17 protein-coding genes and 1 pseudogene are annotated in these 18,819 nt (G+C 67.8%); 13 read left to right on the forward strand and 5 right to left on the reverse strand.

Annotated features, from left to right (window positions below; genetic code table 11):
• Positions 1 to 53 precede the first annotated feature (53 nt).
• The 3 genes from ABD466_RS10355 to ABD466_RS10365 all read left to right on the forward strand — a co-directional run bounded on the left by ABD466_RS10355 (position 54) and on the right by ABD466_RS10365 (position 4,796).
• Positions 54 to 659 carry a dTMP kinase gene (locus tag ABD466_RS10355; protein WP_344656750.1) on the forward strand — a complete coding sequence of 202 codons (606 nt, stop codon included), beginning with the start codon at positions 54 to 56 and terminating at the stop codon, positions 657 to 659.
• Positions 660 to 929: 270 nt separating this feature from the next.
• Positions 930 to 3,185: an nSTAND3 domain-containing NTPase gene (locus tag ABD466_RS10360; protein ID WP_344656751.1), complete on the forward strand. Its 2,256-nt coding sequence runs from the start codon at positions 930 to 932 to the stop codon at positions 3,183 to 3,185.
• 510 nt (positions 3,186 to 3,695) lie between these two features.
• On the forward strand, positions 3,696 to 4,796 hold the full coding sequence (locus tag ABD466_RS10365) for a hypothetical protein (RefSeq protein ID WP_344656752.1): 1,101 nt from the start codon (positions 3,696 to 3,698) through the stop codon (positions 4,794 to 4,796).
• A gap of 323 nt (positions 4,797 to 5,119) precedes the next feature.
• Here the strand turns inward: ABD466_RS10365 and ABD466_RS10370 are convergent, their stop codons facing one another.
• Positions 5,120 to 5,644, reverse strand: coding sequence for a hypothetical protein (locus ABD466_RS10370; protein ID WP_344656753.1), 525 nt, complete (start codon positions 5,642 to 5,644; stop codon positions 5,120 to 5,122).
• Between the two features lie 114 nt (positions 5,645 to 5,758).
• Between ABD466_RS10370 and ABD466_RS10375 the strand changes: the two genes are divergently transcribed.
• The 6 genes from ABD466_RS10375 to ABD466_RS10400 all read left to right on the forward strand — a co-directional run bounded on the left by ABD466_RS10375 (position 5,759) and on the right by ABD466_RS10400 (position 9,429).
• The gene (locus tag ABD466_RS10375) at positions 5,759 to 6,115 is read left to right on the forward strand and encodes a PadR family transcriptional regulator (protein ID WP_425558603.1); all 357 of its coding nucleotides are present in this window, start codon (positions 5,759 to 5,761) and stop codon (positions 6,113 to 6,115) included.
• Complete coding sequence (locus ABD466_RS10380; protein WP_344656754.1) at positions 6,112 to 6,834, forward strand: hypothetical protein; 723 nt, start codon at positions 6,112 to 6,114, stop codon at positions 6,832 to 6,834. Before ABD466_RS10375 ends, ABD466_RS10380 begins: the two co-directional genes overlap by 4 nt.
• Positions 6,831 to 7,385: a hypothetical protein gene (locus tag ABD466_RS10385; RefSeq protein WP_344656755.1), complete on the forward strand. Its 555-nt coding sequence runs from the start codon at positions 6,831 to 6,833 to the stop codon at positions 7,383 to 7,385. Before ABD466_RS10380 ends, ABD466_RS10385 begins: the two co-directional genes overlap by 4 nt.
• A 41-nt stretch (positions 7,386 to 7,426) precedes the next feature.
• Entirely contained in the window at positions 7,427 to 7,813 is a 387-nt protein-coding gene (locus ABD466_RS10390; protein WP_344656756.1) for a hypothetical protein, read from the forward strand.
• A gap of 67 nt (positions 7,814 to 7,880) precedes the next feature.
• Positions 7,881 to 8,894: a hypothetical protein gene (locus ABD466_RS10395; RefSeq protein ID WP_344656757.1), complete on the forward strand. Its 1,014-nt coding sequence runs from the start codon at positions 7,881 to 7,883 to the stop codon at positions 8,892 to 8,894.
• Between the two features lie 388 nt (positions 8,895 to 9,282).
• Complete coding sequence (locus ABD466_RS10400; RefSeq protein ID WP_344656758.1) at positions 9,283 to 9,429, forward strand: hypothetical protein; 147 nt, start codon at positions 9,283 to 9,285, stop codon at positions 9,427 to 9,429.
• 181 nt (positions 9,430 to 9,610) lie between these two features.
• Here ABD466_RS10400 and ABD466_RS10405 read toward each other — a convergent pair whose 3' ends face one another.
• Complete coding sequence (locus ABD466_RS10405; protein ID WP_344656759.1) at positions 9,611 to 10,003, reverse strand: hypothetical protein; 393 nt, start codon at positions 10,001 to 10,003, stop codon at positions 9,611 to 9,613.
• A 355-nt stretch (positions 10,004 to 10,358) separates the two neighbouring features.
• Positions 10,359 to 11,537, reverse strand: a complete 1,179-nt coding sequence (locus tag ABD466_RS10410; RefSeq protein WP_344656760.1) for a hypothetical protein — start codon at positions 11,535 to 11,537, stop codon at positions 10,359 to 10,361.
• Between the two features lie 256 nt (positions 11,538 to 11,793).
• Here ABD466_RS10410 and ABD466_RS10415 point away from each other — a divergent pair.
• The 4 genes and pseudogenes from ABD466_RS10415 to holA form a co-directional block, all read left to right on the forward strand.
• Positions 11,794 to 12,534, forward strand: a pseudogene (locus tag ABD466_RS10415) (ComEC/Rec2 family competence protein); the annotation flags it as partial.
• A gap of 79 nt (positions 12,535 to 12,613) precedes the next feature.
• The gene (locus ABD466_RS10420; protein ID WP_344656761.1) at positions 12,614 to 14,437 is read left to right on the forward strand and encodes a tetratricopeptide repeat protein; all 1,824 of its coding nucleotides are present in this window, start codon (positions 12,614 to 12,616) and stop codon (positions 14,435 to 14,437) included.
• Between the two features lie 88 nt (positions 14,438 to 14,525).
• Positions 14,526 to 15,113 (forward strand): HhH-GPD-type base excision DNA repair protein, encoded by a 588-nt coding sequence (locus ABD466_RS10425; RefSeq protein WP_344656762.1) that lies wholly within the window; start codon positions 14,526 to 14,528, stop codon positions 15,111 to 15,113.
• Between the two features lie 37 nt (positions 15,114 to 15,150).
• Positions 15,151 to 16,146: a DNA polymerase III subunit delta gene (gene holA, locus ABD466_RS10430; protein WP_344656763.1), complete on the forward strand. Its 996-nt coding sequence runs from the start codon at positions 15,151 to 15,153 to the stop codon at positions 16,144 to 16,146.
• A 264-nt stretch (positions 16,147 to 16,410) separates the two neighbouring features.
• Here the strand turns inward: holA and ABD466_RS10435 are convergent, their stop codons facing one another.
• Entirely contained in the window at positions 16,411 to 18,288 is a 1,878-nt protein-coding gene (locus ABD466_RS10435; protein WP_344656764.1) for a serine/threonine-protein kinase, read from the reverse strand.
• A gap of 212 nt (positions 18,289 to 18,500) precedes the next feature.
• The gene (gene rpsT / locus ABD466_RS10440) at positions 18,501 to 18,767 is read right to left on the reverse strand and encodes a 30S ribosomal protein S20 (RefSeq protein ID WP_344656765.1); all 267 of its coding nucleotides are present in this window, start codon (positions 18,765 to 18,767) and stop codon (positions 18,501 to 18,503) included.
• Between the last annotated feature and the right edge of the window lie 52 nt (positions 18,768 to 18,819).

The raw sequence follows: 18,819 nt of genomic DNA on the forward strand, positions 1-18,819 counted from the left end.
GTTCGGACCCGCTGCCGACGGGGATAGACCCTGCGCAGGAAGAGGGGGTCACCGTGGTCAGGGAAGCCGTGCGCCTGCGCCCCGGGGCGCTGGTGGTGCTTGAGGGTTTGGACCGCACCGGCAAATCCTCGCAGGCTACCCGGTTGCAACAACTACGCTGGGCCGACCCAGCGCCGAAGTTCACGCACATGCCCTCTGGACTTACCGAGCTGACCCAGGCCGTGTACAGGCTGACCGAGGACACGACCATCGCCTCGCCGTTGGCTCGGCAACTGCTCCACCTCGCCTGCCACGCCGAGAACCTAGGCCCGCTACAACAGGTCCGCCGTGAGCGGGCCGTCGTCTTGGACCGGTGGTGGTGGTCGACCGTGGCCTACGGCTGGCACGCCAGCCACCTCGCCGAACACGGCGTTGACTACGAACTCTTCCACGGCCTTATCGGCACCGTCTGGGCCGGCCAGAACGCCGACACTGTGTTCCTGTTCACCACGCCTCACAAGCGCGACGACCACAACCGCCAGGAGGTGCGCGAGGCCTACGACTTGCTCGCGGCCGAGCACCCGGCGCAGACCGTCCGTGTACCGGCGACAGACCCCGCCGCGACAACGGAGTTCATCGTCGCCGCCCTACGGGAACGCGGCCTGCTTGAACAGTGGTAGCTGCACGTAGGGCGCGCGATGTGCTGAGCGGTCGGCTCCAATGCTGTGGCGTTCAGGTGCCGATAGGTGCGGGTCCGGACAGGCTCCCGTCCGTGTTGGCGATCGGGAACGACTGGCCCCGATATAGCTGCTGCCACCAGCATCAACATGGCCTCGCGACCTGAACGGGCAAGTCACTCAACCCAAGCCGCGTCCTCGGCCTCTGGGCAAGACCGCCCCGGGTCGCCGGTACGGGCACCAGCGTGGGCTCGGAGCAGACATGATGTGTTCGTGCGTGACTTCACAGTCGTCTCCGACCGCGAGTTCGAAGAACTGGTGGCTGACTTGCTTCAGGCCGAGCTCGACACACATGTGGAGCGGTTTCCGCCTGGACGGGACGGCGGCGTCGACCTTCAATGGCGGCTAGGCGAGGAGACCGTGATCGGACAGTGCAAGCACTATGCTCGCTCTGGCTATAGCAAGTTGCTCCGTGAACTGCGTCGCGAGGCTGAAAAGGTTAGCAAGAACAAGCCTGACGACTACTGGGTGGTCACATCGGTCGATCTCACCGGGCGTCAGAAGAAAGAGATCCACGAACTCTTCCAGCCGTGGATGCGATCACCCGGGAATGTTCTGGGGGCTCGCGATCTGGACGGCATGCTGACCCGGTTCCCAGCGGTCGAGCGTCGCCACATCAAACTGCTGTTCTCCACCGGTGAGCAACTGACTACGCTGGTGCACGCAGGCATCGTCAATCGCACCCGCGCCTTCCAGAAGCGAATCGAACGGGCGCGTCCAGCCTACGCGGTGACCCAAGCGCATCATGAAGCCACGGATCTTTTGAAGAAGCATCGGGTCTGTGTCATCGTGGGCCCGCCCGGCATCGGCAAGACCTCACTTGGCATGATGCTGGTCGCGCAGGCCATCGGCGATGGATATCAGCCGGTGGAAGTGTCAGAGGACATTCACGACGCCTTCGCCATGCTGCGCGAGGACGAGAAGCAGGTCTTCTTCTACGACGACTTCCTCGGCGAGCTCTCCTACGCAGAGCACCTGGGGCGGAAGAACGAACAGAGGCGAATCGAGGAGTTCATCGAGGAGGTCGTGCACAGCTCGACCGCTCTGCTCGTCATGACCAGTCGCGAGTACATTCTGCGCGACGCCCGGAGGATGCACGATCCAGTGGGGAGGATCGCCGCCAAGCCCTTCGTCGTGCGACTCGCGCAGTTTCCGCTTCCTGATGCGGCACGCGTTCTGTACAACCACCTCTGGCATGCGAGCCTACCCGGCCCGGCCCTGGGTGACCTGGCCAACGACGGCTGGATGCGGATCGCGGGCCACCACGGGTTCAACCCACGGGTCGTAGACTGGTGTGTCCAGTCCGAATTCGTCGGCGACGGCCGACACTACGTCTCCCGAGTCGTGGCAGCACTCGACAATCCGGAGACGATCTGGGAGACCACGTTCAACGGACTCCGCGAGTTCGACCGGCTTCTGCTCTATGTTCTCAGTACTCTGCACGGTAACTTCAGCACCGTGGAGGAGGCCTGCGCGATTCTCGATGCCCTATGCCGCGAAACGGGATTGCGCTTCACTGAAAGCGAACTTCACCGGGCACTGGACGTACTTGAAGGGACATTCACCAACGTCGAGATGGCGACCCACTGGTCTTCGGGGCAACAAAAGACCGTTCGCGAGGTGCGGTTCATGAACCCTTCGATCCGAGCGTTCGTTCTCAGAAGGATCGCCGCAGATGTCTCCGTTTGCAGGAACGTGCTCCGCACGGCCACTGATCTCAACGCGCTGGAATTGCTGTGGTTCGGCGATGAACAGGGGCTGATAGACGGGCGCAGGCAATGGTCATCCAGGCTCAGCCCACAGGTTCGCGAGGCGTTCGTAGCCGCTGCCCAACGCGTGACCGCGCAGTCGCAACGCTACTACCGCGCCATCCTTTTCTGGAATTGCATGCTTCCCGCATGGCGCCCGGATCGCGAGTGGCTGACGCAGGTTGTGGAGGCACATATCGTCGAGCTGTCAACGGACGATGACGAGGACACGGTGGATCCATATCCCTACAATTCAGTACTTGCGGAGCTCAGGGGAACGGACGTCGGGAAACGGCTCCACGCCTGCGTCGATGCGAAGACAAATGTCGACTTCTTCGACGACTACCTCGACACGTGGGACAGGCTGGCTGAGCACATCAGGGCTCACAGGAGTGACTGCGAGCTCGCCGGCTCCGCTAGAGTCCAGGAGGCGTTCGAAGACTTCGTTGTCGGCGAGCTGGAGTACCTCGCGGAGACCTCTAACGAGCCGGACGTGGACCGCCTTCTCGAGGTGGCGTCCATCGCCGACATCCTCAGCCCGCCAGCCCTCCAGCAACGCCTTCGCGAAGCACTCCAGCGGGCGAAGACGAGCGATTCCGGTCGTGATTCGCAGCAGGCACCTGCGTCGGTGAAGATCAGCTGGGATGGCAACCTGCTCCAGGACTTCGAGAGGCTTCTTCGACCGGAGCCTCCTGAGCCGCATGATTGTGAAATCCAATAGATTCGCAGAAGTGCTGGCAAGCGGTTTCACGGGATTCGTTCGTGCCAGCGGATGAGCCCCTCCGAAGGCTGTGCATCTACCGCTAAAGTCGTCCAGGTACGTCAGGCGGCATGTTGATACTCATGGATGATGCCGCAGAGCGCTGTCCCCGACACCTGCGACCCACCCATGGCCGGAATCGGCGCCTTGTTGGTGAAGACCTGCACTCTGAGTTCTAGACGCGCCCCGCCGAGCACTGGGACCAAGGCCACGCCCTAGGGGCGTCTCCTCGACTCTGAGGATGAGATCGATGAAGTAGGCATGTACGGCGCCAGCCTTCTCCGGTAGCAGGCGTCTTCGTGTGCCTAAGTGTGCGCCGAATGCACGTAGATAGAGGTGTTGGTTCGCCAGATGCTGGCCTTCGGCCGCGGCTGTTGCGAAGTTCCTCGGCCACCTCAGTGTGGGTACTGCACAGCGTAGTCAGAGCCTGTCGATACAGTCACCGGACGATACTCGCCAGGGGGATGATCCGTGACCAAGAAACTTGATTCGAAGATCGCCGCGACGCGAATGCGTGACTGCGGCGCCGATCCGCAGGAACCGTATGAGAACGCGCTGGCAAGGTGGCACTGCAAGTGCATGACGTGTGGAGCAGACATCTGGCCGCGGTACGCGAACGTCGTAAGCACCGGCCAGGGGCCCTGCGTCTTCTGCAGCGGCAAGGCGCGAATCCCGGAGCGGGAGGCGGTCGCGGCTATGCGTGCGGCTGGCCTTGAGCCCCAGAGGCACTATCCCGGCCTGAACGCGCCATGGCTGTGCCGATGTCTCACGTGCGGCGAGTCGACCGACCCCACGCTGTACTGGGCAAGGAAGGCAAAGCGTGCGGCATGCCGGTATTGCGCCGGCATCGCGATCTCGCCGGAGGAGGCCGAGAGGCACATGCAGGATGCGGGGTGGGACCCACTTACCGACTACCCCGGTGTCACGAAGCCCTGGCCGAGCAGACATCGCGTGTGCGGCGTGGAGGGCCAGCCGCGGCTGGACGCCATCAAGAACGCCGGAATCCGCAGCTGCGGGTTCTGCTCAGGTCTCATACCGCTTACCCACGAGGCTGCAGCCTCCGTGCTTAGGGATGCTCCGCCCTTTGGCGGCATCCCGCTAGAACGGTTCCGCAACGCCCGCACGCCCTGGCGCGCCGAATGCCTGGAGTGCGGAAACGAGATCCGCCCCCGAATCGACAACATAAAGAGCGGCCAAGGCATCTGCAATAACTGCTCCGGCGGTGGCGGATACAACCCGGCTATACCGGGGCATTTATACCTGATCTGGCATCCGGCGATCGCCACCGCGAAGGTCGGCATCGCGAACTCAGCGGGCCGTCTGCGCGGACACGACCGCCGCGAATGGGTGACGCACAAGACCATCGGTGGCGACGGCTACCCGATCTGGACCACCGAGCAGGCTGTTCTTCGCATCTGGCGCCAGACCCACGGTTGGCCGCCTGTAGTCGAGTCCAAACAGTTCCTGCCTCGCGGCGGCTGGACCGAGACCGTGTCTCTTGTGCATAGCGACATCTGCACCCTGTGGGATCAGGTCGTTCAAGAAGCCTCTAAATTTGGCGTCCTGCTTTAGCCTTCGGTTGCGGTGGCTTTCCAGAGGCGGCACCGTTTGTCGGAGGTCCGGCCGCTTGGCGCTGTGTCGGGGTGAAATCGAACCAGGCCAGCGCGCTTGAAGGAAGAGCAGCGCAGCAGACGACGCAGATCAAAGCAGGACCCGATCTTCTGAGGCCGCTGCCCGAGGCTTAGATAGCCGACCCCAGGGTTGCTCGAGGCGAGGACTAATCCCACGGGCCGCGCCGCACTGAGGAAACGAGACTACCTGGCCGGAGTCGTACCGTCCTGACAGGGCAAGCTCGCGTCTCCGTCCCGGGGCGTTTGTGTCTCCCCCTCTCGCAGTCAGGGGCTTGCGGGCCAGGCAAACCCGAAGTGGCTATGCAGCTTGTTCCGGCAGGTCTCGAACCATCCAGCGCAGTCGTCCAAGGTCTGACGCGCGGCTTTGCCCGATAGATATCGCTCGTAGTTGGCGAGCCCGCGCGGATCCGGACGATCTGGCGGCGGAAGATCGGCTGCCGGCCGCCAAATGAACTCGAACATCCTCAAGGGCGGGGTGAGCGGCGGGATGATTCCGTTGACGCGCTCCACGGCGAGGGCACGCTGGTGTCCAAGACGGTTGCGGGCGTATCGGGCGCCCTGAAGAACCAGCGCTCCGGTCTGGCCGGACAGCTTCGCATAGTCTGCTGCGCAGAGCTCGGCGAAACCTTCGTGGATGCTTACTGCCCACCACATTGCCTCTGCGAGCGGGATGACCACTCGTTCGGGAAGAGCGTCGGCGTCATGCTCCCGAAACCTCACCCGCGCCTGGTGGAACCCAAGGATGGCGGTCTGCAGCATGAACCGTGGATCGTCGGCAGCGTCGCTCATCTCGGCAGAATACGGGTGACTCACAGAGCCGTGAATCAGAGGTCTTCTGCAGCCCCGGCGCGGCGAAGCGAACGAGATTGCGCTCTCTCAACCTACCTATGTAGAGTTCTACGCATGGAGACTAACCGAAGTCCGCGGATGACTCAGCCGACGCAGGCCGTGCTCCGGGCGCTCCTGGTCGAGCCGAACAAACCTATGTATGGCTCGCAGGTGTGTGCTGAGGCCGGCCTCCCGTCCGGCACGATCTATCCGATCCTGGCCCGGCTGGAGCGTGAGTACGGCTGGCTTGAGTCGGAGTGGGAAGACCCTGATATCAGTATCGCCGAGGGCCGTCCCCGGCGCCGGTACTACCAGCTGAGCCGCGACGGCGCCCAGGCGGCCCGGCTCGCCCTTGCCGAGAGTTACCAGGCTCGGCATCACAACGGCCGCAAGTTCGGAGGCAAGGCCGGACCCGCGGGTGTGACTTCGTGACCATGACAAACCGCGTTCGCGTGCTCGACGTCGCGTTCGATCTCTTCCGCGCACGCATACGACTGAGCATGCTCAACATCGCCTACGGCTTCATGATGAAGATCGTCGGGTTGGCGATGTCGATCGATCGGTTCCGGATCAGCCGCGGTCGCGTCGGCTCGGACGTGATCCTCTTTGCGGAGGTCGTCGCGCCCCGGGTCTACACGATCCAAGCCGCACGAGACCGCGTCACAAGCCACATGAACACCGCGACCTTTGCATTGAGCTGGGTGACGTTGACGCCTTTTCGGTACTACGTTCCGATGGCGGTGGTCGTGACGCCCTTTCGTCGCCTGGCCATCCTGATCGCCCGGCCTATCGCTGCCGCGGGCGAGTTCGCATTCGACACCGGACGGACCACGCTGGCGATCTATCCGGTCCTGGTGAACTGGATTCGCAACCTGCCGGCGCGGTCTCTTCCGTCGATGCCGTCGTTGTCGTTGCGCCGACTTCGGCTGGGCCACCGGAGTTCGACTCCGCGGCTGTCTCGCGGTTTGACGATGCTCGCCGCGTTCGCCCTGCCGCCTGTCGACCGCGAGGAGTACGCGCAGAACTGGTATGCGGAGCTGTTCGTCCATCCTCGCCTTCACCGGGCCCTGATTGTGATCGGTATCTGGCGGAAGCTGCCGGTCCTGGCCTGGGGACTGCGCACCTATGGCCGTCGGCAGGTGATCCGATGACCACATCCCTCCGCCGTCCTTTCGCCAAGGCAAAGGACGTGGTCGTGACCGTTATCGTCATCGGCATCATTGCCGCCTACCCTGTCGGGTTTGTCGCTCTGGGTATGGCCATAATGGGATTGCCCAGCCTGTTAGGTCTGAGCTCGAATACCACTCGCGCAATCGCAGCGGTCTTGCTCGTCCTGCGGTTCATCCGCTTCGTTGCGGACGTGCTCTGGAACAACTTCGCCGACGAGAAATTCCTCAACGCGGGCGAGGCGCTGGGCAGGGCGATCCGCAAGCTGCTGCCATCTGTCCTGCCGTCGTGGCAGACGTCGTCGTCTGCTAGTCGCGAAGGATCCGCTCCTCCACGGCTGTCACGCCATCTGACGGCGCTGGCCACGATCGTTCTGCCAGCTGCCGACCGCGGCCAGTTCGCCGAGGAGTGGAACGCCGAACTGTTCGTTCACTCCCGTCTCCAGCGGGCGCTTTTTGTCATCGGTATCTGGCGCAAGCTTCCGGCCCTGGCCTGGGGACTGCGCATCCACAGCCGCCGACAGAGGATCCGATGACTACGCACCCCGCCGCCGCCGTCTCCAAGGGAATCCGTCACATGCGCGCAGCCACAGCCAGCGCCGCCACCGGGGTCGCGGGCTGGGCCGCCGGGATCGGTCTCGGTTGGCCCGCCGTGATCGTTGCGGCGGTCGTCTTCATCTCGATCGTCGCAACGCTGGTATGGGTCCTCAGCGACGGGAAGCGCAGCCTGCGCTTGGCGCAGCTGGTTTGCGCGATCCGCACCGGGAAGCTCAACTCGAGGGACCCCTCGTCGGGCTTCGGCATCGAGCTGTCGAACACCGAACAGCCGACCGTCGCGACGTCGGTCCTCAAGGAGCTGCCGCGCCAGCGCTCGAGCGCTACGCGGTCCCGGCGCCCGAAAGCCGCCCGGCCGGCGCATCCTGACACCAAGGGAGCCGAGGATGGGGAACGTCTGGCGGGTTAGTCGCCCCCCGCCACGGCGGCCACAACGAGTGGGTTCCACACGTGCCGTTCCATGCGATGCTTCGCACATGTTGCTGTGGTTCATCACCGTGGTGATTTCGGTCATCGCTTTGCTCGCGCGCCGAAATGAGGCCTTCGCTGGCCTGTTGACTGCGGCCCTGGTGCTCGGGGGAGTCGGCTTGGTGCTGTGGGTCCTGATTTACTCGGCATTCTGGACGCCGGATAGTCCCGGACCAGCCTCAGCGGGCAGTTTCCGGACCGCCGCGTCGGCGGCAGGGCCGAACGGGCCTGATTTGGACGCCGACCGCCAGACGGCCGCGCCGGCGCCAGGACCGAGCACGACCTCGCCAGTCGCAGCCCCGCTTGCCACCCCGAACCCGACGACGGACGGGATGAACCCCATCCCAACGATGTCGACATACCCTTCGACTACTTCAAGCTCCATGTCGTTCACCGCCGACTTTCACAAGTACGTCGCGGAAGCCTGGCTGGCCCCTACCGAGCTTCCCTTCGCCGCAGCGTTCTCGTGGCAGAGCAGTGGCCAGACACCAGTTGGGGCAACGGGTGTGATTCAGCAGGATTGGTACACCTGCAACCCCACCGGAAGAGAATGGGGTTACGACCCGGCGAAAGACGGCGTCCAGGCTGCCAACTTCACCGCACTTCCCGGCAACCCCCAGGCCCAACTGGAGGAGCGGATGATCTTCTTCCCAGACCCGCAGGCTGCCGGCCACGCGCTCGACCAGATCGCTGCAGACTTCACCGCCTGCAAGACGGTGACCTCTCTACCGGGTTTCGGGATGGAGGGCATCGAGCTGGTCAGGTTGAACAAGACGGCGACCATCGGCGGCGGCTTCGCCTATTTGCACACCGCCCGCAGATTCGACGGAACGCGGGGCAACGGCGTGGGGCACTGGGGAACTGACGCACACGAGTATTTCGTCCAGCGCGGCAACGTCCTCGTCCTCATCAGCCTCTTTGCACAGGGCGCGGCTGGCGGCAACGCCATGGACGTCACGACCATGGACACCACCATCTTGCAACAGACGGCGGATCATCTGGACACGGCCTACGCAGGCTGAGAGCGCGAAGCTTCGTTGTTGGGTGGCAGTGCTGACCGCGACTTCTTGCCGGGCTTGGTGCTTAAGCACAGGGTTGGGTCCGCCGCCGGAAGTCTCGGCCAGAGCGGGCGGCGGACCCGTCGCATGACCAGGGAAGAACGCCCTGCCCAACGCGCTGAACTGTTCCTTGAAAGAAACACATCTACAGAACTAGTGCGTTGGATGCCCTCCCCAGAACCGCTGCTCACAGCGCTGATGATAACGGCCGTGCACGCCGATATACGGTTTCGGCGCGCCAGCCTGGTCCCGGGCAAATAGCATGCCGGTCATGGTGACTTGTGGCGTGTGCCAAGAGCCCTTTGACGTCCAAGACGCGCGAGAGGAGTACAAGTCGGAGTTTGGAGGGGATGTGGACTACGACGAGCAGTACGATGGGGGTGTCTGCGCCGATTGCGCCATTTCGGACACCGAGTCGAACTACAACAAGGGCCTCGCCATCATGATGATGAACGGCGACGCGGACTACGACGACGAGCACGTACAGAACTACTTGTGACCGCTTCTACCCTGGCGGTCCTGCCAGCCAGCGGAAGAACGCTGCACGACCAAGCTCATAGGGCGAGTTGCTGTCAGACGAGTACGAAGCTCGGCTGGAGACCGAGCGTCGAGAGATCGCAGCCAGGAGGCAGGCTCGGGACTCCTAACGGGACATCGCGGCCAGCTGATTCGACCAGTCTCTACTGCCAGGCGACCAGCTGGAACTTGCCCGGAGGGGGCGTGATCCCCTGGCATGCGGCAACGGCGGTGGCCCGCTGGGCATCGGCCAGGAGCCGTTCTAGCGGCCAGGCGATGACCTCATCGTTGAACGCGTCGTGGTAGGCGGTGTCCGCGGCGTCGAACTCTTCCTTTGCCAGGCGCTGGTCGTAGAGCGTGAATCGGTGGCCGTCGGAGTGTTCGGCGAGTCGGAGACCGAAGGCCAGGAAGACACGGCGGTGCCACCGTTCGAAGTCGGCGCCGGTGGTTTCTACAGGGGCGGGAATTAAAGCCGTGGAGGTGAGGTCCTGGTGCGCTTGGGCACGCCCGGCGTCGGCGCTGACGACAACGTGGTCGCTGACCGTAGTGTGCGCCACTGATCTGTCCCTTCCGCCCGGGCCGCTATGCTCTGGCGGCTCTTTTGATCGCATAACGATCGACTGGGCGGTTGGTGACGGCGGACGGCGTTCTGGTCGGCCGACGGCGGGGTGCGGGGACGTGGCGCGGTGCGCTCTGCTCGGACGGCGGAGCTTTTGGGCTCCGCCGCTTCTTTGCCGTTTGCGATGCTCGATGCCCAGGGAGCGCAGCAGCGGTCCGGCCAGCATGTGGATGATCGCCCCGGGCGCCCCGGGTGTTTTGGTGGCTTGACGGTAGTGGCCGCACGCCTGAGCGGCTGCGGTCGTGGCGTCTCCTGACCGCAGCCGCTCCTTCTGCTAAGCGTCGGCCAGGTTGCTACGGCGTCCCGGTGCTGGAGGCGGGAAGCATGTCGGGCAAAGCGGCGTTGAGGTCGGACAGGCGGCTTAAGACCAGCGTGCCCTGCTTGCTGGCCGCCGACGACGTCGCCAACTGGGCGGCCGCGTACTTGTCGGTCATCACGACCTGGCAGTACGGGATCGCGGCGGACAGGGCGTCGGCGTCACGGACGTCGTTGCCGGTCCACTTCTTGTAGGAGTTCCGGAACCCCTTCTCGTGGAGCGTGATGTCGACGGCTGCGCTGGGGATGTCGTCCAGGAACGCAGTCAGCCACTCCGCACCGTTGTCGAAGAAGTCATCGATGCCGACGCCGTAGTCGGCCAGAGCGGGGACTAGGTGCTGGCGGAGCTCCCAGAACATGTGGCGGGCCGCGGTGATGTTGCCCAACCGGGAGCGGTCGACGGTGCCGTCGGCGACCATCGCGGCCAGGTCCGTCTCCCGCTTCAGACGGGCCTGTTCCATCTGCGCTACGGCCTCGGGCTGGTACCCGAGCTTGCGCAGCTCCGGCAGGTCCTCGGGCAGCGCGCCGCGCAGCAACATGTACTCCCCGAGCACCCGCCCGGTGGTCTCCATCTCCTTGACCACGTCGGCGGGTAGGCCGGGAACGGCGGCGTCCTTGCCCTTCAGGACCATGACGCGGCTGTCGCCGAAGGCGAACATGGCGCCGAGTCCAAATGGATGGATCGGCGCGGGGGCGTCTCCGCCGTACCGCGCGGCGAGCGCGGTACGCAGCTGGTGATCGACGGCGATCCACCGTCCGGTGATCGTCGCGAAGCCGCTGATTTCGGTGATGACGTCGGTCAGATCGGTCCGCTGCCGCAGCGAGGAGATCTTCGCCACCTCCATGTACGTCGTCGCGGACAACGGAGCGATCACCTGGTGGGCGGCCGTCGTGGCGCGCAGCATCTCGTAGGCGACCTGGTCGGCGGGGAACTGGGGCCGGCCAAGCCGGGCCTTGGCCAGCGAGACCCAGTCCTTGAGGTCCAGGTAGACCTTGAGCCGGTTCTCTGCGGCGGGGAACACCGGATACTCAGGGGTCTGGTCGGCGAAGCGCAGCGCGAGGACGAGTGCGTCCTTCGGGATGCCGAACTCGGCGGTGGCGGAGTCCAGAACGGACCAGCCGGGGATGGCGCCGTGAGTGTTGGCCGTGCTGTGCAAGGTGGTTCCTCGGATCTCCGGAAAGGCCTGGTCGGTGTCGAGCCTGGTGGTTCAGGATGATGTGAACATCATCCTCCCGTTCCGTCATCCGCCGCGCTTCAATTTCGGTACCTGTGCCCTGCGGTCACAGAGCTAAGTCAGACCTAACCCGACACGGTCTTGCCGCAACACCAGCAGAGTTGACAGGGAAGACGTCGGCCAGGGCGACGCCCTCGCCCTCGCCGTCGGCCCGGGCACGGCCGTCGTCGTCGACACCGGCCCCGACCCCGCGAAAGCCGACCGCTGCCTGACCGACCTCGGCATCCACAAGATCCCGCTGCTCCTCCTCACCCACTTCCACGCCGACCACGTCGACGGCGTTCCGGGCGTCCTCCGCGGTCGCGCCGTCGCCGAGATCGAGACCACCGACGACCCCGACCCGCCCCGGGGCGTGACCGAAGTCGCGACCTGGGCGAACTCGGCCGGAATCCGCACCTCACAAGCCACCGCCGGAGAACGCCGCGCATACGGCCCCGTGTCCTGGGACGTTCTCTGGCCCGACCCCGCGGCCGTGCCGCCGCCGAAGCACAACCACCGCTCCCGCGCCTCACCCCACCGCCGCGAAGAGGGCTCCGGCCCGAACAACGCCAGCGTCGTCCTCCACGTGACCATCGCAACCCGCGACGGCCCCGTCCGCCTGCTGCTGACCGGCGACATCGAACCACCGGCCCAGCAGGCGGTCCTGGCCGCACATCCGGACCTCGCCGCCGACGTGCTGAAAGTGCCCCACCACGGTTCCGCGCATCAGGACCCGGACCTGTTCACCGCCGTGCATCCGCGCCTCGCCGTGATATCGGTCGGTGCGGGCAACACCTACGGCCACCCGGCCTCGCGCACCCTCGACCTGGCCGCCACCGCCGGTGCGCGGGTCTTCCGCACCGATCGCGACGGGCAGATCGTCGTCTTCGGGACGGCGTCCCGTCTTCGGGTCGCCACCATGAAAAGAGAGGAGCTGTAAAGCGTCGTCGCCGCGTGTCGCAGCTTATGGATAGTCTCGTGCCCCGTACCCGAAGCCGAGTCAGGAGGGGAGCCGGCTCATGGACGGCCACGACGAGCACGCCCACAGCCACACCCACACCGCCGCCTGCGACACCGGATGCTGCGAGCGTCTGGAGGCCGAAGGCGAGGTCGCGGTGGCGCGGCTCATCCTGGACGGCGGCGACCTCGTGCACGCCGCGAACCACGTGGCCGGGGCGATCGGCACCGACCCCTCGCTGCCGGAGGCGCACGAGGCGCTGGCCGAACTGGTGGCGCGGGTCGGCGGGCCGGGGGCGGCGCTGCCGCTGTTCCCGGACACCGAGCGCTACACCGGCGCGCTGGCCTGCCGGGCCTCGCTGCTGGCCGCCGTCGGGCGGTACGACGAAGCGGTGCAGCTGCTGGCCGGCGTCATGAGCGCGGCGCCCGCCCGGCCCTGGGCCGACGTGGCCTGGCTGGCCGACCCGGAGCTGCCCGCGCGCCTGAACGCGGCGTCGCTGACACAGGCCGTGCTGCGGCTGTGCCAGGGCCTGGGCGATCCGGTCTCCGAGGAGGAGCTGCCGGCCCTGGTGCCCTTCGCCCGGGTCGTGCAGGCCGTGCTGGGCCACGACGCCGACCCGCAGCTCGCGGCCGTGGCCTGCGGGCTGGCCCGGCGGATGGGCGACTCGCAGGGGGCGATCCGCTGGGGGGAGGCGGCGGTCCGGGGCGGCGCCGGGGCGATGGGCGCGATCATGCTGGGCAACGCGCTGCGCCGGTTCGGCCGGATCGGCGACGCCATCGCGCTGTGGACGCGCACCGTCGAGGAAGACCCCTCGCAGACCTACCTGATGGTCGACCTCGCCGAGTCGCTGTCCCTGGTCGGACGGCGCGCCGAGGGCATCGCGCTGCTCGAGAAGGTGGTCGCGGCCGAGCCCGCGCACGAGAAGGCGGCGCCGGCGCTGCTCGGCATGCGGTTCGAGGCCGACGACGACCCGGTGCACCTGCTGGCCCTGGCCGACCACCACCGCGCGCACCCCGATCACGACTACGCCGCCTACCTGCTCGGCCACCACAGCCGAGGGCTGGCCTGGGTCGGACAGGTGACCGGGGCCACCGAGGCCTGCGTCAACGTGCTGCGGCAGCTCATCGAGGCCGAGAACCACGGCATCGCCGGCGAGATGTCGCTGTCGATCATCGAGCCGCCGAGCGCGCTGGCCACGCTGCGGCTGGTGGTCCCCGGGCTGAGCATGTCCTTCCTGGAGATCGGCGACCCGGACCCGCGCCGTCCGTCCCGCCAGGTCGACGTCGCCGCCTGGCGGTACGAGGGCCTGGACGCCGTGCCGGCCTTCGACCCGCCGTCGCCGCAGACCACCGCGCTGGTCCGGGACCTGGCCACCCCGAACTGGCCCGGGCCGACCGGCCTGTACGACCGCGCCGTCGCGCTGGCCGGCGTGCCGGTGCCGGAGCTGCTGGGCGTCCTGGCGCACCTTCCCGCGCCGCAGGACGCGCCCTGGCCGGACGGGTTCGCGCTGCAGGCGCCGGACTACTGGGTCCGATCGGTGCAGACGATCGCCTGCGTCGGAATCGCGCACCATCGCACCGACGAGCCGTGGGACGTCTCCGGGCGGCGCCGGATCCTGTTCGACCTGCTCGACGGCCCCGAGGACTGGATCTGCGAGGCGGCCGGGATGGCGCTGGTCGCGGTCGGCTGGGCGTTCCCCGAGACGCGCGAGGAGATCCTGGAACGGCTGCTGAACCGGCTGGCGCTGTTCGTCCAGATCGCCGAGAAGCGGCCGGTCACGATCCTGGGGTCGATGTGCAGCGTGGTCCTGGCATGCCCGTGGCTGGAGCCGCGCGCGGCGGCCTCCGTGCTGGACATTCTCAGGCGTCTGGAATCCGAGGACTGAGGCGCGGCGCGCGCCGCCTCGCCGACCCGGTGCCTCGAACGGACCAGAACCGCCGCTGCCCGGGCGGCGGTTCTGCCAGGCTTGGGGCATGGTGACGCTGCATCTGGCCCAGAACCCCGACGCCGACGCCTTCCTCGCGCAGGACCCCCTGGGAGTGCTGACCGGGATGCTCCTCGACCAGCAGGTGCCGATGGAGAAGGCGTTCTCCGGCCCCTACGTGCTGGCCACCAGGCTCGGCGTGAAGCGCCTCGACGCCGAGCAGATCGCCGGCTACGACCCGGACGAGTTCGTGGCGGTCTTCTCGGAGGTGCCGGCGATCCACCGGTTCCCCAAGGCGATGGCCGAGCGGACCCAGAAGCTGGCGCAGGCCGTGGTCGACCAGTACGACGGCGACGCCGAGACCGTCTGGACCGGGGCGAAGGACGGCGCCGACCTGTTCAAACGGGTCTCGGCGCTGCCCGGCTACGGGAAGCAGAAGGCGCAGATCCTGGTGGCGCTGCTCGGCAAGCAGTTCGGCGTGACGCCCCAAGGCTGGCGAGAGGCCGCCGGGGACTACGGGACCGAGGGATCGACGCGGTCCGTGGCCGACGTCGTGGACGCCGCCAGTCTGGCGAAGGTGCGGGCGTTCAAGAAGGAGATGAAGGCGGCGGCCAAGGAGGCGAAGGCGGAGGACTGAGCCGGGCTTGTCCCCCCGCCGTGCCATGCTTGACCCGATGCCTGCCGAGACCGCCGCCCCGCCCCAGCTCGTCCTCGTCGTCGGGGCCGAGGAACTGCTCGTCGACCGGGCCGTGGCCCGGGTCGCCGCCGCACGCCGGGCCCTCGACCCGGACACCGAGACGCGCGACCTGTCGCCGGGCAACTTCACCCCGGGCACCTTCGCCGAGCTGGTGAGCCCTTCGCTGTTCGGGGAGAGCCGGGTGGTCGTCGTGCGCGCGGCGCAGGACCTGGCCGCCGACGACGCCACCGCGTTGATCGCGGCGCTGGGCGGCCTCGCCGACGAGATCACGCTGGTCGTGGTGCACGTCGGCGGAGTGAAGGGCAAAGCGCTGCTCACGGCGGTGGAGAAGGCCGGGGCGTGGCGGATCGACGTCGCGAAGGTCACCAAGCCGGCCGAGCGGATCGCGTTCCTGCGCGAGGAGTTCAAGGCCGCCAAACGGCAGATCACCGAAGAGGCCGCCCGAGCGCTGCTGGACGCGGTCGGCAACGATCTGCGCGAGCTGGCGGCCGCCGCCTCGCAGCTGGTCGCCGACACCAGCGAGGACGCCCGCACCCCGATCGACGAGACCGTGGTCGCCAAGTACTACAGCGGCCGGGCCGAGGTGTCCGGGTTCACGGTGGCCGACCTGGCCGTCGACGGCCGCACCGCGCAGGCCCTGGAGCAGCTGCGCTGGGCCCTGGCCACCGGCACCGCCCCGGTGCTGATCACCAGCGCGCTGGCCGCCGGCGTGCGGTCGGTGGCCCGGGTGGCCTCGGCGCCGCGCGGCGCGCGCCCCGCCGACCTGGCCCGCGACCTGGGGATGCCGCCCTGGAAGATCGACAAGGTCCGGCAGCAGGTCCGCGGCTGGACGCCGGACGGCATCAGCGTCGCGCTGCTCGCGGTGGCCGAGGCCGACGCGGCGGTGAAGGGCGGCGGTGACGACTCGGCTTACGCGCTGGAGCGGTGCGTCGTGACCGTGTGCCGGGCGCGCGGGCAGGGCGTGCGGGGCTGAGGGCTCCGCTCCGGACTGCCGCGCCCGGCTCGCCGGCACCCGCAGGGGTGGCTGGCACCGGCACTCGCCGACACCCGCGGCCTTCGCCAGCACGCGCGGGGCTTGCTGGCACCGGCGCTCGCTGACGCCCGCGGCGCTCGCCGGCACCTGCGGCGCTTGCTGGCACCTGCGGCGTTCGCCAGCACCCGCCGGCACCGGCGCTCGCCGACACCCGCGGCCTTCGCCAGCACGCGCCGCTCGCCGGCACCCGCGCCGCTCCCCGCCTCACCGCTTCGGCAGCCGCCCCGCGACCAGCTTCGCCAGGTTGACCACGTCCGTGTGCGCGCCGGCCGCCGACCCCTCCTCGGTGAACCGCACCGTGATGTCCAGCCCGCCGCGGATCATCTCGATCCTGCAGTGCTGCAACCCGCTGCTGGCATCTGTGTCGACCTGGATCTCGGTCTTGTCCGAGTTGCCGAGCTTCCCCTGGTCCTCGAACTTGGCCTCGGTGGCGAGCGTCGAGGTGTTCCCGAGGAAGGCGCCGACGGCCTGCGTCGCGTCCTTCTTGTAGTTCGAGGCCTGGATGCGCAGCTCGGCACCGGTGGAGGTACTCCACGCCTTGTCGTACGTCGCGGGGTCGTCCGAGGTGTTGTCGACCGGGGTGCCGGCGGTCGCCGAGGTCTTCAGGTACTGCGACGCGTCGTCGTCGGTGAGCAGGCTGGACAGCGGGAAGTCGGCCGGGATGGCGCTCTGGTCGATGCCGCCGGTGCCGCCCAGGGTGCCGCCGCTCGTGCCGCCGCTGGAGCCGCCCGAGCCGCCGCCGGACGCGAACAGGGCTATGCCGCCGCCGACCAGCGCCACCGTGACCACACCGCCGACCGCGGCGATCAGGCCGTTGCGGTTCTTCTTGGGCGGCGGGGCGAAGGTACCCTGCTGGACGCCGTACGGCGGCGACGGCGGGCTCGCCCACGGATTCGCGACCGGCGCGGCCTGGGTCGGCGGCGCGCCCTGGTACGTCGGGAGTGACGGGTTCGAGGGGTTCGACGGCGGCCCGGACAGGGGCCCGCCCATCTGCTGCGGCGGCACCTGCATCGACGGCACCGACGGCACGGACGGCACGGACGGCATCGAGTGCGGCGGCGTGTGCGGCCCCTGCGGCAGGGGCAGCGACTGCTCGAACTGGGGTGCCGCTCCGCTCTGGCCCGGGCCCGTCATCGGCATCGACGGCATCGACGGCACCGACGGCATCGAGTGCGGCGGCGTCGGCTGCGACACCACCTGCGGCTGCGAGGTCGGCGTCCCGGGCATCGTCGGCGCGGCCTGCGGCGGGATCCACCCCATGGCCGCCGTCGCCTCGACCCCGGCGCCCTCGGAGAGCACCTCCAGGATCCGCTCCGGCGTCGGCCGCGCGCCCGGTTCCTTGGTCATGCACGCCGACACCAGCTGCAGCAGCGTCCCGGACAGCCCCGACAGGTCCGGCTCGCCGTTGACGACCCGGAACATCATCTCCATGGTCCCGCCCTCGCCGAAGGGCTGGCGGCCGGTGGCGGCCCACAACAGCACCGCCCCGAGCGACCACACGTCCGAGGACGGCCCCACCGGCTGCCCGGACACCTGCTCCGGCGACATGAACGACGGCGTGCCGACCACCGTGCCGGCCTGCGTGACCGTGGAGGACTGCGCGGTGACCGCCAGCCCGAAGTCGATGACCCGCGGCCCGTCGTCGGCCAGCAGCACGTTGGCCGGCTTCAGGTCGCGGTGCGTGAGCCCCTCGCGGTGGATCGCGATCAGCGCCTCGGCCAGGCCCGCGCCCAGCACCAGGGCGTCCTGCTGCGGCATCGGCCCGCGCTGCTTGACGGCGTCGGACAGCGACGGCCCGGGCACGTAGGCGGTGGCCAGCCACGCCGGGTCGCCGTCCGGGTCGGCGTCCACCACCGGCGCCGTGAAGAACCCCGACACCTGCCGCATCGCGGTGACCTCGCGGCGGAACCGCTCACGGAACGTGGGGTCGCTGGTCAGCTCGCCCCGGATCACCTTCACCGCGACCCGTCGGCCGGACGGCGAGCGTCCGAGGTAGACCTGCCCCATCCCGCCGGCGCCGAGCCGGTTCAGGATCTCGTAGCTGCTGATCCTCCTCGGATCGGCCGGTCGCAGCGGTTCCATGAATGAATCCCCACCCCTGTTTGTCCCGCGAGAGAACGCATCGACGTGCGAAAGCCTAGCGCGCACGGCCCACCGCCTGCGGTAAGCGGGCCGGGGCCCGGGAAAGCGGGCCGGCCCGGGAAAAGCCGATCGGGGCGACCCCTGGGGAAGGGGTCGCGCCGATCGGGAAGTTCTCTACCGCGGCGAGAGGGACCGCAAGAAGGGAAAGAGGGTCAGCCCTGCAGGGCGTTCACGCTCTTCGCCAGCGCCGACTTCTTGTTCGCGGCCTGGTTGGCGTGGATGACGCCCTTCGAGGCGGCCTTGTCCAGCTGGCGGGAGGCGGCCTGGGCCAGCTCCTGCGCCTTCGCGACGTCGCCGGACTCGACGGCCTCGCGGGTCTTGCGGATCGCGGTCTTCAGCGAGGACTTGACCGCCTTGTTGCGCAGGCGCGCCTTCTCGTTGGTCTTGATCCGCTTGATCTGGGACTTGATGTTCGCCACTGAAAGATGCCTCTGCTTGGTGAGATAGAAGGTGGTGGGCGCGAGGCAACGC

It is taken from the genome of Catenulispora subtropica (assembly GCF_039531675.1).
In the GTDB taxonomy this organism is placed as follows: Bacteria; Actinomycetota; Actinomycetes; order Streptomycetales; family Catenulisporaceae; genus Catenulispora; species Catenulispora subtropica.

What these genes read in the sequence shown, in the direction of transcription:
- ABD466_RS10370 (WP_344656753.1), bottom strand. Translation starts at nt 5,644, where the DNA reads ATGAGCGACGCTGCCGACGATCCACGGTTCATGCTGCAGACCGCCATC.
- ABD466_RS10375 (WP_425558603.1), top strand. Translation starts at nt 5,759, where the DNA reads ATGGAGACTAACCGAAGTCCGCGGATGACTCAGCCGACGCAGGCCGTG.
- ABD466_RS10385 (WP_344656755.1), top strand. Translation starts at nt 6,831, where the DNA reads ATGACCACATCCCTCCGCCGTCCTTTCGCCAAGGCAAAGGACGTGGTC.
- ABD466_RS10390 (WP_344656756.1), top strand. Translation starts at nt 7,427, where the DNA reads ATGCGCGCAGCCACAGCCAGCGCCGCCACCGGGGTCGCGGGCTGGGCC.
- ABD466_RS10395 (WP_344656757.1), top strand. Translation starts at nt 7,881, where the DNA reads ATGTTGCTGTGGTTCATCACCGTGGTGATTTCGGTCATCGCTTTGCTC.
- ABD466_RS10420 (WP_344656761.1), top strand. Translation starts at nt 12,614, where the DNA reads ATGGACGGCCACGACGAGCACGCCCACAGCCACACCCACACCGCCGCC.
- ABD466_RS10425 (WP_344656762.1), top strand. Translation starts at nt 14,526, where the DNA reads ATGGTGACGCTGCATCTGGCCCAGAACCCCGACGCCGACGCCTTCCTC.
- holA (WP_344656763.1), top strand. Translation starts at nt 15,151, where the DNA reads ATGCCTGCCGAGACCGCCGCCCCGCCCCAGCTCGTCCTCGTCGTCGGG.
- ABD466_RS10435 (WP_344656764.1), bottom strand. Translation starts at nt 18,288, where the DNA reads ATGGAACCGCTGCGACCGGCCGATCCGAGGAGGATCAGCAGCTACGAG.